Source organism: Terrimonas alba (genome assembly GCF_042434975.1).
Classification (GTDB): domain Bacteria; phylum Bacteroidota; class Bacteroidia; order Chitinophagales; family Chitinophagaceae; genus Terrimonas_B; species Terrimonas_B alba.
Genome location: NZ_JBHMQM010000003.1, coordinates 244,178 through 257,252 on the forward strand (window position 1 = coordinate 244,178; position 13,075 = coordinate 257,252).

Here is a 13,075-nt window from a genome sequence, read left to right on the forward strand (position 1 = left end):
AATTTCACTTTTACCTTTTCACTTTTCACTCAGGCCACCCACCACTCACCTATTTATACATCTCTTCCTTCAGCGTCTTTACTCTTTCATCTGCCAGGTATTCATCAAAGGTCATTAAGCGATCGATAATTCCTTTGGGCGTTATTTCAATAACACGGTTGGCAACAGTTTGCATAAATGTATGGTCATGGCTGGTCAACAACACAATTCCTTTGTAGTCGGTACATTGTTCGTTGAAGCTTTGAATACTTTCCAGGTCGAGGTGGTTGGTTGGTTGATCCAATAAAATCACATTAGGACTTTGAAGCATCATCCGGCTAAGCATACAACGGACTTTTTCACCCCCACTTAATACATTTGTTTTCTTCAGCACATCATCGCCACTAAATAACATTTTGCCAAGAAATCCGCGCAAAAACGGTTCGTCCACATCTTTCACATGATCAGGAACATATTGACGAAGCCAGTCCATCAGGTTGAGCTCGCCTTTAAAGAATTCGCTGTTTTCCTGTGGCAGGTAAGCATGTGTCACCGTGCTGCCCCATGCATAAGAACCGCTATCGGCAGTTGTTTCACCGGTGATGATATCAAAGAAATTGGTAACAGCCAGCGGATCACGACTCAGCAAGGCGATTTTATCTCCTTTGTTTACATTAAAAGTTACATCTTTAAAAAGAACACGGCCATCAACCGATTTAGTGAGCTTCTCCGTATTCAAGATCTGGTTGCCTACTTCTCTCAATTGCTGGAAAATAATACCGGGATATTTTCTATAGCTTGGCTCGATTTCTTCAATCGATAATTTTTCAAGGGCTTTCTTCCGGCTGGTAGCTTGTTTGCTTTTAGATGCATTGGCACTGAAGCGGGCAATAAAATCGATGAGGGCCTGGCGTTTTTCTTCAACCTTTTTATTCTTATCATTGATCTGGCGTGCCATCAGTTGTGATGACTCATACCAGAATGTATAGTTACCGGTGAAGATTTTTATTTTCTGCCGGTCAACATCCGCTACGTGAGTACACACAGCATCCAGGAAGTGACGGTCGTGGCTCACTACCAATACAATGTTTTCATAGTCGGCTAAAAAATTCTCGAGCCAGCTGATCGTTTCAATATCGAGACCGTTGGTAGGCTCATCCAACAATAAAATATCGGGATTGCCAAATAAAGCCTGGGCTAATAATACCCGCACTTTCAGGGTGGAAGGAATGTCTTTCATCAGGGCGCTGTGATATTCTTCATTAACACCCAATTCTCCCAGCAACATCGCTGCATCACTTTCGGCAGTATAACCGCCCATTTCACCAAACTCACCTTCCAGCTCCGCTGCCTTCATTCCATCTTCTTCGGTAAAGTCCGCGAGTGCATAAATGCTTTCTCTCTCCTTAGCTACTTTCCAGAGTTTAGTATGCCCCATCATCACCGTATCCAACACCGTATGCTCATCAAACTCAAATTGGTTTTGCTTTAAAATCGCCATCCGTTCGCCGGGTGTAATACTAACGGTTCCCTTGTTTGGCTCTATTTCGCCGCTTAATATTTTTAGAAAAGTACTTTTGCCGGCACCATTGGCACCAATTACACCATAGCAATTCCCTTTTGTGAAATTGAGATTTACCTCCTCAAACAACACTCTTTTGCCGTAGGCCAGCTTCAGGTCTTTTACGCTTATCATATTTTACCACTGATTTTTGGAGGCGCAAAGGTAAGGAAAGTTGAGGGGGCAGACAGTCGAAATAATGGTAAAATATAAACATATTGCCAGTTACCGGTTACCTGTAACCGGCAACTGGCAGCCGGAAATAATTAATTCACCAGCACTTTACCATCAATTATCTTCTTCCCATTTGCATCGCCTATCACCACGAAATAAATGCCTTTGGCTTTGCCTCTTAGGTCAATATCATGCAGTTGATATGGCCCCGAAAAACTGAATTCTTTGCTGTATACCCTGGCCCCTTTCGCATCATAGATGGTGACACTTTGTTTGGTTGACCCGCCGGTTGCATTGTAATAGGAAACCGAAAATTGCCCGTTATTAGGACTAGGATAAATAAATAACCTGGGACTTGCTGTAGCTGTAATAGTGACTATTTCTGACTCATTCGTGCAGGTATTACCATCGGCCCATGCTTCTGCAATTTGCACCTGGTAATTTCCCAAGCCTGTAACATCAGCAACCAATTCATTTCCTGTTACACTGATAGGTGTTTGATCTATCAGCCAGGTAGTTGTTACAACTCCACCGGTAGATGCGGATGGAGTGGCCGTCAATGTTGTACTCTGGCCAGGCAACAAACTCGTGTAAGGATCTGCTGTCAAAGTAACCGAAGGCTCGTTGTGCACTGTGAGGACAACGATAGCAGATGTAGTTACGTTACACTGGCCGGTCACTAACGCCCGATAACGGTTATCATCCTGCGCCGCACCTACATTGCTAAGAGTAAATGCAGGCGAAGTAGCCCCTGTCACATTCGCAAAACTCGTTCCTCCATTCGTACTGACCTGCCATTGGTATGATTTCACATCAGAAGCAGATGCAACACTAAAACTGGCTGCAGAACCTTCGCAAATACTCACATTAGCCGGTTGTAAGGAAATGACCGGACCTACACCAGCCTGTATAATAAATGTCAGGGATTGTTCACGAATAATTGACCCGGACGTTCCTACCACGGTAACGGTGTGGGTGCCATTTGGTAATGCATTCACATTATTCAGGGTAACAACGGTGCTTTCACCCGGGTTAATTGTCGTTTGACTAAAGCTCACCGTAGTGCCGGCCGGAACACCTGTGGCCGTGAGATCGATCGGCACTGCGTAGCCAAAAACCGATTCTGTTGACAAAGTTATTGACGCAGTGGTAGCCGCCGGATCGGCGCAATTCACCTGTCTTGATGCCGGTATAACGAAATTAAACCCGGCTTTCGTTGATGTAATTGTAAAATTGTTATTGGAGATATCATAAAAAATATTTCCAACGCCGATCACCTTTATTCTTGCCTTAGTTGTAACATTATCCGGCACTATTATTTGCTGGCTTCCATCATTGGGTGTACTTGCCAAAACAGTAACAGGAAATGTGTAGCCGCTATCTAATGAAAGCAGAATACTTACATTAGCACAATTCACCGGGGCATTGTTGGTGTTTGCTACATCCCAGGTTACAGTTTGCACGGTACCTGCTTCCCACGAAATACCTGCAGCATTCGGCGCTGTTAGCACGAAAGGTCCACTGTCTCCATCCACAGTAATAGCTGACTCATCATAGCAAACTCCTCCGCCGCCAGCACGGTTATCACGGGCGGTCAGCCTGAAATTCATAGTACGGCTGTAAGAAGGCAGTATCTCTCCCGTGGTTGTAACATTCCTGATCTGATCAGGCAATCGAGGAAAATAACGGGTGCCTATAGATACAGGAGCAAACGAACGAAACAAGGGAGCATCACCGGTCGGGCTATTCCAATTACCGGCCGGACCCGTATCCATTTGTTCCCACGAATACGTCAGCGCATCATTGTTGGCATCACTGGCAGTACCGGTAAGACTAAAAAATGTTGATTTGGGTATAATAAAATCATTGCCGGCATTAACGACTGGAGCCATATTCCCTGTTTCAATAAGTGTAGCACAGGTAGCCCCATTTTCATTAGTCGTGTAGGTATTGATCTCATCCATGCTAACGGCATGAAAGTATGGGATGCTGTTTACAGCAAGATTGTTTGTGGTGCCACAAATACCTGCATAACTCATAATTGTAATGCCACTGCCTGGTTCCACGGCTGTTTCAGCGCTGCGGTTGCCACTACAGGAACTTGTTGTTGCATTAAAGGTGTGATAAGCCCCAAACTGGTGACCCATTTCATGCGCTACATAATCGATATCATAAGGATCACCAAAAGGTTCCGTCAAACCTGTTACACCTCTCGCTTTTGAACCGCCGCAAACCGATGAAAGCTGGGCTATCCCTCCTGCACCTGTGCTAAACGTGTGGCCAATATCAAAATTTGCCGTGCCGATTTTGTCCGTTATCACCGTTTGACTTTCGTCGAGCAAGGCATTGCCATCATCATTGGCGGTAAAAGGGTCAGTGGTTGCATTGGTAAAGACGATCAAATTATTATTAGCTACCAGGTTTAGACTGATGCCTAATTCCCGTTCATACACCCCGTCCACACGGTTGATGGAGGTGACAATAGCTGATAAGGTTTGCGCAACCGTAGGGTTGGTAAAACCGGTTGCCGCTACGGCATATTCTCCTGTACAAGCCACAGCGAGCCGATAGTTCTTAAGTTGCGGGCCAATACAAGGCCCCCCCATCGGCCGGTTGAGATTAACTTTATCTTTTTCGTCAGCCGGCAGCAAACCTATTTCTTTGAATGGCTCTTTGCGGCTAAAATCATGTTTGTAATAAACGATATAGTTTTTTGAATCCTGCTGGCGATAAGGATCGATAAAAACAGGGCCGGTGATGTCGGATAATACCATGGCATGAAAACCGGCTTCTGTATAATCAATTTTAATAATAGCGGAAGGATCGTCAATCCCCTGTCCGGTATATGTTTTTATAGAAGGAAACTTAGTTGCCAGCCCTGGTTCCATTACGGCGCTTTCCCAAACCGAAAATTTCGCGGTTCCGCCATAGGGCATTGGCAATTCAAGCACCGGGGCCTGTGACCTGTTGGCCAGGCCGTTTATAGATGAAACTGAATTTAAAAATTTTTCAAGACCAAGGTTGTCAAGTACAACTGTTTTATATTTTTCGGGAATAATAACCCGCTTACCAATGTCTGCTGTTATCCCCGTTTCCCTGGCTTCCGCAAAGAAGTTATTTTGAGCAAACAATGAAAGTGAAAAGATAGTGGTCAGCAGCAACAGTAAACCAACCCGGCACGAAATAAGCATGAGTTTCATTTAGGTTCTTTGATTGACTAAAAATATCAATAATTTGTTGCTCTTCCATGGTTCTCAAAACAAAAACAAGGGCTTTTTGCACCTTTACCGACGTTCAGGCAAATTGTATCGATGTATGAAGAAGTTATATTGATAAAATGGGAAACGATTAACTTTTTAGTAGTAAACACGGATAATTCAGATTGATGGATTTAGACTGATTTTTCCAAACCAGCTGTTGAGACTAGTTGCCAGATCGGCTCCAGCGTCAACCGCATTTTCCCAGCACTGTCCGGGTAAACGTAAATATTTTTAAAGTGGAATCTGGGGCCATATTCTAATAGTCAAATCCGTGTTCCTGCACATAAAAAGATCCCGCCTCTAACAGAAGCGGGACAACACTCTAAAAAATTGCAAATGGATGATCGAACCCATCATCGTCATTTCTGTTTCTCCTCATCCATTTTTTCACGATAAACATCAGTTCATTTAAGCGCAATGATTCAATAACTTTTTTCATACAACAACGTTTAAAAGGTTAATGAATGATTGGAATAAATATCCCGTCCCTTTGCAGAGACGGGACTATTATGTTTGTCAGGATTTCGTACGTCTGTCTTCTGACTTCGTACTTCCGACTACTTACCTCGTACTTCTTAATATCCCATTCCACCCATATCAGGTGCGCCATGAGAATGAGCAGCTTCTTCTTTCTTAGGCTTGTCAGCAACCACAGCTTCTGTAGTCAGCAACATACCAGCGATTGAAGCGGCATTTTCCAATGCTACACGGCTTACTTTAGTTGGGTCGATAACACCAGCTTTGAACAGGTTCTCGTATGTTTCAGTTCTTGCGTTGAAGCCAAAGTCGCCTTTACCTTCTTTAATTCTTTGAACTACGATAGAACCATCGATACCAGCATTAGCAGTCAGGATGCGGATAGGCTCTTCCAACGCACGGCGTACAATCGCCATACCTGTTTGCTCATCTGCGATCTGGCCTTTTACTTTTGCTTCCAGTGCTTCAACGGCACGGATATAAGCAACACCACCGCCTGGCACTATACCTTCTTCAACCGCAGCTCTTGTAGCATGCAATGCGTCGTCAACACGGTCTTTCTTTTCTTTCATTTCTACTTCGGTAGCAGCACCAACATATAATACCGCAACACCACCGGCCAACTTAGCTAAACGCTCTTGCAATTTTTCTTTATCGTAGTCAGAAGTAGTATTTTCTACCTGTGCTTTGATTTGGTTAACACGGGCAGTGATATCTGCTTTTTTACCTTTACCACCTACGATAGTGGTGTTGTCTTTATCAATAGTAACAGAAGAAGCCTGGCCTAAAGAAGTAAGATCAGCACCTTCCAGTTTATGACCCAGTTCTTCGCTGATCACAGTACCTGCAGTCAGGATAGCGATATCAGTCAGCATTTCTTTTCTGCGATCGCCAAAGCCCGGAGCTTTTACAGCTGCAACTTTGATAGTGCCACGCAGTTTGTTTACCACCAATGTTGCCAATGCTTCACCTTCCAGGTCTTCAGCAATGATCAGCAAGGGACGGCCGCTTTGAGCTACTTTCTCCAGGATGTGAAGAATGTCTTTCATTGCGCTGATCTTTTTATCATAGATCAGGATATAAGGGTTCTGCAGTTCTGCTTCCATTTTTTCGCTATTAGTAACGAAGTATGGAGATACATAACCACGATCAAATTGCATACCTTCTACTACATCAACGGTAGTATCAGTACCTTTTGCTTCTTCTACGGTGATCACACCTTCTTTACCTACTTTACCAAACGCTTCAGCAATCAGCTTACCGATATTTTCATCGTTGTTTGCAGAGATGCTGGCTACCTGCTGAATTTTTTTGCTGTCGTTACCAACTGTCTGGCTTTGACCTTTCAGGTTCTCTACAACCAGGGAAACCGCTTTATCAATACCTCTTTTCAGATCCATTGGATTAGCACCAGCAGCTACCATTTTCAGACCTTCGCTGATGATAGACTGGGCCAACACAGTAGCTGTAGTAGTACCATCACCGGCAATGTCAGCCGTTTTAGAAGCTACTTCTTTTACCATTTGAGCACCCATGTTTTCAATGGGATCTTCCAGTTCAATTTCCTTCGCTACAGTTACACCATCCTTAGTTACAGAAGGTGCACCGAATTTTTTCTCAATAACTACATTACGGCCTTTAGGACCTAATGTAACTTTTACGGCGTTGGCCAATGTATCAACGCCTTTCTTCATTTTATTTCTTGCTTCAATGTCGAAGAAGATTTGCTTTGCCATAATATTTAAGTTGAAAATGTTTTAAAAATGGGAATAAGCTTTGAGCATTTAGCTTCTAGCTATTAGCTCAAGGCTTTTAAACTATCGCTAATATATCCGACTCTCTCATGATCAGGTAATCCTGTCCTTCGATTTGAATTTCTGTGCCGGCATATTTACCATACAAAACGGTGTCACCGGTCTTTACAGTCACGGGCTCATCTTTTTTACCAGGGCCCGCTGCTACTACAATACCACGCTGAGGTTTCTCTTTTGCAGTATCGGGAATGATGATACCTCCGGCAGTTTTCTCTTCAGCTGCTGCCGCTTTCACGATTACCCTGTCATGCAAGGGGGTAACGTTTACTTTCTTGGCCATAATTGTATTGATTTTTGTTTTTTGAATAGTGATCCCACCACCTGTTGCAATCGTCAACAGCGTTGGTTTTTTATCAGGACGGCAAAGGTAGCCTAATAATTATGCCATTGCGCCAGATTGTGAAAAAATAGCAGTTTAGTGTCAACAGCTTATATTTTTTGAAAAGACTGTCAGAAAATCCGAAAAAAACCTGTGTCAATTTTTCATTCTCTACAGACATTGACCCGTTCGACTAAACCGATGATAACCTCTGCCTTTACTGTTTACCGTAATCAAAAAATAGTTCCCTTTCAAAAAACTAATTATTAAAGGCTTAGCGTTTAAGTAGGCGGACAACTGTAAGTTTTCCGCAGGATATTGAATTACCTGTCCTAAAGTTCGGTTTTTCAGCATCTTATCAGCTACCAATATTCTATTAAAACCGCTTATGAGTAAGTATTTTTTACTACTGACCCTGGTTGCTTTTACGTTTACCGCCCCCCTCCGCTCACAGGAGCCCTGTTCTTTCGACAAAAAACATGACCGGTTGCTGGAAACAAATCCAGCTTACGCGAAGCAAATTGAGCTGAACAATATCGCCATTCAAAAATTTATCACTGCTCAAAAAGCAATGAAACCCGGCGATATCAGGCCCTTATCCACAGTAACAATCCCGGTTGTGGTACACGTTATGCACACCGGCGGAGCAATCGGATCTGATTATAACCCTTCCAATGCTCAGATTATCGGAGCTATAAATTATTTAAACGAGGTATATGCCGGTACCTATGCCGGTATGACAGCACCTGTTGAAGGTGGCGGCGTAGTAGATATGGAAATACAATTTGCCCTTGCTCAGCGTACTCCTACCTGTGGCGCCACCAACGGTATTGACAGGGTTGATGCTTCTTCGCTGCCTAACTATGTAGCTAATGGCGTGAATGCTTCTAACACGAATGGCTGCCCGGAATTGACCTTAAAGGACCTGGCCCGCTGGAATACGGCTGAGTACTATAATATCTGGATCGTAAATAAAATAGATGGCGCCGATGGTACTTCCGGCCAATTCACGGCGGGTTTCGCGTATTTCCCCGGCTCGCCTTCTACCCTGGATGGAACGATTATGCTGGCCACACAAATGGTGAGTGGTCAAAAGACATTGCCCCATGAAATCGGTCATGCCCTGAATCTCCATCATCCTTTCCGCGGCTCTGCCAATAATACACAATGCCCGGCGAATGCAAACTGTAATACTGACGGCGATCTTATTTGTGATACGGATCCTATTTATAATAACTATAATGCCGGAACGGGTGCTTATAGCTTTACCTGCCGTACAGGCACAAATACATGTACCGGTACCTCCTATACTATTAATACCGAAAGCAATTTCATGAGCTATACAAATTGCTATACACTTTTTACAAATGAACAAAAAACGAGGGCCCTGGCGGCACTCACACTTCCATCAAGATCAAGTTTGATCGATGCCGGCAATTTAGCTCTTGTCCCTTGTGGAACAACAATCAATTTCAGCCAGGCCACAGCTTCCCAAACTGAGAGTTCAACGGGAACCGTCGATGGTTGCCGTACTTACCGTGACTACACATATCAAATGGTAATTGGGAACGGTCCCAGTGCTGCAGCCGCAGCGACACTTAGTTATAGTGGTACCGCTGTTAAGGGTCTTGATTATGATGTAACCACGAATGGAGATTTTACTAATCCCAGTGATGTATTAAATTTTGCAGCCGGATCTACCACTGCTCAACCATTTACAATCAGAATTTATGATGACGGCAGCGTAGAATCAGCCGAAACCATCATCCTTGATTTTACAGTAAATGATGGCGGAGGCGATGCAAGCAAAGGAACTAATGCGCCGACATTTACATTGACGGTTTCCGACAATGATGTTGCGCCCACAGGTACTTCTGCCGGCACTTATTCTATAGGAACAATAGAAGCAATAACGGATGAAGCTCCGTTTGATGCAAGATTGCAGAGACAAAGAGTACAAATTTTATATAAAGCAAGCGAACTGGCGGCCGCAGGAATGTCACCAGGAAATATCACTACACTCCAATTATTTATCAATAGCAAATTCAGCACAAGACCGTTTCAAAACTTTGCGATACGAATAGGAAACACTTCACTGAACTATCTCATTGATGGAGGTTCTGTATACGTGGTCGGAGGAATGACAACAGTTTACACGAGTAGTTCTTTATCTACCGCCAACGGCTGGAATGTATTTACACTTTCGACACCGTTTAACTGGACAGGCAATAGTATTGCTATCGACATATGTTATGATAATGGCACTGCAGACGCCGCCAATTTTGGCGATGATATTGGCCTCTATTCGGATGGTGGCTCTGACTCCCAGGGAAATATGTTTTTCCAAAATGGAATTAACTGTTCAGGATCTTTTACTTCAGGTTTGGCGGGTTATGGATTTGGTTATAAGCCGATCATTCGCTTTGGCTTATCCGCAACAGGCACATCTATTGAAACAGCCGCAGGCGCCACCTCCATTTACCATATCGCCAACGGCAGCTCGGATTATTTCTATTCCAACAACAATAAACTGCTGATGCGGTTAAATAATGTGAGTACATCATTAGGCTGTGTTAGTTCATCATTAGATGCAGGCGGCACAACATGGGTGAATTACCAGGGTGGTCAACGTTCTGCCAAAGTCTTTGCCGTTACACCGACCACCAATGGTGCCAGCGCTGATTATACTATTTCACTTTACTTTGATAATGCAGAGCTGGCGGGAAAAAATCCTGCGACGTTGAAATTGGCTAAAACCTCCGCTGCATCTGCGGGAGCTTCATTGCCGGGCAATACGATTTTAATCACCCCTACTGTTACCACATTGGGTTCGGGAACAACCATCTTTACGGCACCATTTACCGGTTTCTCAAGGTTTTTCCTGGTTGATGGCGGCGTAATATTGCCGGTTACGCTTACAGAATTTACAGGCAGATTGAACACCGACCAGGATGCACTATTGAGCTGGACAACCGCATCCGAATTTAATAATCGACAGTTTGATCTGGAAACGAGCAGGGATGGAATCAATTTTTCATTGCTGGCAACGATCGGCTCACAAGGAAATGCTGCTGCAACACAAGAGTATAGTTATCTGCATATAAAGCCAGGCAGCGGCGTAAATTATTACCGCTTAAAACAAATTGACTGGAATGGCGATTTTGAATACAGCAAAATAATTTCATTGAAGGTTGATAATACAATCAGTCGCCCGTCTGTTTATCCCGTACCGGCAAAAAATACGATTACCATTAATTTTGGCAGCCTGCTTACGAAAACGGAATTGGAAATCTTTTCAGCCGATATGAAAAATGTACGGCGGGAAATAATCAGCACACCTTCCCTGACGAAAACCATTGATATCAGCAGTCTTTCAAAAGGCATTTATTTTATCAGGTATAAAAAAGACGGCAACAAGGAAGTGCTGCGATTTATCAAAGAGTAAAAAACAGCGTTTATTTATTTATAAAAAAAGCTATCTGCTAATAAGCAGATAGCTTTTTAGTTTACAAATATTTTTTAAAAAAAAATCTGAACCTCACTTGCAATTGTTCATAAACTGTTCTTGTTAATACGGGCTGAAAACGCTTATCTTCGCAGCCTCAAACAGTTCTTACAGAAAATGATCAGTAGAAGAAATATCCGGGTGAAAGTGATGCAGACGTTGTATACAATCGACACGATTGAGGGATTATTGAAACCCGGCGAGCCACAAAAGATCTTGCAGCAACATTTTAGCCAGACCCGCTCTATATTAGTATATATCACATGGTTTTTAACAGAAGTAGCCCGCTATGCAGAAACGCAGGCGCATAAACGAGCCAGCAAGCATTTGCCAACTGCCGACGACCTTAATGTAAACACCAAAATCGCAGGCAATGATGTGCTTTGGAAAATGCTGGAGGATGCTGCGTTGAAAGAACAACTTGAAAAAGAAAAGCCGCAGTTAAAAGCTGATACCGAGCTGATTCGCAAGATTTATCTTGCGTTAGTAGAAACCCCCCAATACAAAGCATATACAGCCACTCCATCCCGGGATAAACAGGAAGAGAAAAAAATCATGGAATTTATTTTCAATGACATGATGCTGGCGAATGAATTATTTATTTCTCATTTGGAAGAAAATTTCACTGGGTGGAATGACGATGGAGAAATGGTAGTACAACTTTTGGCCGGTTATATTCAAAAACCAGGCTCACTTAATTTCAGGCAGCTGCTGAGTCCTGATAAAGAGCAATTTGCTAAAAATCTTTTGCAGACGGTGATGGACAAAGCCGAATATCTGCAAAGCATTATTACACCTAAATTAAAAAACTGGGATCCCGAAAGAATAGCCATACTCGATATGCTGTTGATGAAAATGGGCCTGGCGGAGTTCCTTTATTTTGAAACAATACCTCCCAAAGTTACCATCAACGAATACATTGACCTGGCTAAAGAATACAGTACTGTGCAAAGTGGCCAGTTTGTAAATGGTATCCTCGATAACATTCACAAAGAGTTGGTACAGCAGGGAAAAATGCAAAAGGTGGATTATAAAAAAACTGACAAGCTAAAAAGTTAACGAAAGCTTGATTGCTGTCAACTTTTAAACTTAGCCCGCCGTTAACTTTTTAACCTTTACATTTGCATTCCCAAATTTTCGAGAATGAAAAAATTATTATTTGTATTAGTGGCAGCCGGGTTGTTCGCCTGCCAGTCTGCAGATAAGCCAATTGAGAATGAACTGACGCAGGCACAAAAGGATGATGCAAGAAAGGACTCAGCTAATTTTACAACTATCCAGTGGCTCGATTCTACTTACCGGGATCTTGGCAAAGTGAAGGAGGGACAGGTTGTAGAAGTCAGTTTTCGATTTAAAAATAGTGGTACAAAAAACCTGGTGATTGCCAATGTAACCGCCAGTTGCGGATGTACTGTTCCTGAAAAACCGGAAAAGCCTTTTGCACCCGGTGAAGAAGGTGTGATCAAGGCAAAATTCGATAGTAAAGGCAGACCCCATGGCGAAGCGAGAAAAGAAGTTTTTGTAACTGCCAATACCAGCCCTGAAAACCTGACCCCGCTTAGCTTCAGAGTAGAAATCACAGACTAAACAATAAAATCGAATAAGAATGAATTACACGTATTTATTACAGGCAACTCCGTCAGGTGGTGGCATGGGTGGCTTTCAATTTATTTTCCTTGGATTGATGATCCTGGTTTTTTGGTTGTTCTTTATCCGCCCGCAAGCAAAAAAGGCCAAGAACCAAAAGAAGTTCATCGAGGATTTACAAAAAGGAGACAAAGTGGTGACCATCGCAGGCATACATGGCACTGTTAATAAAATAAATGAAGATGGCACACTCAGCATCGAAGTAAATCCCGGCAGCTACCTGAAAATTGAAAAGTCAGCAATCAGTATGGATTGGACGGCTTCGCTGAATAAGCCGGTAGCAACAGAGAAAAAATAGAATAGAGCCACGATTTGTGGGATTATAAATGGATTAAGGGG

Annotated in this window: 8 protein-coding genes; 4 read left to right on the plus strand and 4 right to left on the minus strand. The window is 43.1% G+C overall.

Translation table 11 applies throughout. The features are described from left to right. Positions 1-49: 49 nt before the first annotated feature. The 4 genes from ACFEL9_RS10020 to ACFEL9_RS10035 form a co-directional block, all read right to left on the minus strand. On the minus strand, positions 50-1,675 hold the full coding sequence (locus tag ACFEL9_RS10020) for an ABC-F family ATP-binding cassette domain-containing protein (RefSeq protein WP_385889114.1): 1,626 nt from the start codon (positions 1,673-1,675) through the stop codon (positions 50-52). Positions 1,676-1,806: 131 nt separating this feature from the next. Beyond that, positions 1,807-4,914 carry a zinc-dependent metalloprotease gene (locus ACFEL9_RS10025; protein WP_385889116.1) on the minus strand — a complete coding sequence of 1,036 codons (3,108 nt, stop codon included), beginning with the start codon at positions 4,912-4,914 and terminating at the stop codon, positions 1,807-1,809. A gap of 635 nt (positions 4,915-5,549) precedes the next feature. Further along, on the minus strand, positions 5,550-7,187 hold the full coding sequence (groL, locus tag ACFEL9_RS10030; RefSeq protein ID WP_385889119.1) for a chaperonin GroEL: 1,638 nt from the start codon (positions 7,185-7,187) through the stop codon (positions 5,550-5,552). Positions 7,188-7,263: 76 nt separating this feature from the next. Next, on the minus strand, positions 7,264-7,545 hold the full coding sequence (locus tag ACFEL9_RS10035) for a co-chaperone GroES (RefSeq protein WP_385890056.1): 282 nt from the start codon (positions 7,543-7,545) through the stop codon (positions 7,264-7,266). A gap of 427 nt (positions 7,546-7,972) precedes the next feature. On the opposite strand from ACFEL9_RS10035, the gene ACFEL9_RS10040 reads away from it, so the two are divergent. The 4 genes from ACFEL9_RS10040 to yajC all read left to right on the plus strand — a co-directional run bounded on the left by ACFEL9_RS10040 (position 7,973) and on the right by yajC (position 13,034). After that, positions 7,973-11,029, plus strand: a complete 3,057-nt coding sequence (locus ACFEL9_RS10040; RefSeq protein WP_385889122.1) for a zinc-dependent metalloprotease — start codon at positions 7,973-7,975, stop codon at positions 11,027-11,029. 177 nt (positions 11,030-11,206) lie between these two features. Continuing rightward, complete coding sequence (gene nusB, locus ACFEL9_RS10045) at positions 11,207-12,148, plus strand: transcription antitermination factor NusB (protein WP_385889124.1); 942 nt, start codon at positions 11,207-11,209, stop codon at positions 12,146-12,148. Positions 12,149-12,232: 84 nt separating this feature from the next. Further along, the gene (locus tag ACFEL9_RS10050) at positions 12,233-12,676 is read left to right on the plus strand and encodes a DUF1573 domain-containing protein (protein ID WP_385889127.1); all 444 of its coding nucleotides are present in this window, start codon (positions 12,233-12,235) and stop codon (positions 12,674-12,676) included. Positions 12,677-12,695: 19 nt separating this feature from the next. Continuing rightward, entirely contained in the window at positions 12,696-13,034 is a 339-nt protein-coding gene (yajC, locus tag ACFEL9_RS10055) for a preprotein translocase subunit YajC (RefSeq protein WP_385889130.1), read from the plus strand. The last annotated feature ends 41 nt before the right edge of the window (positions 13,035-13,075 follow it).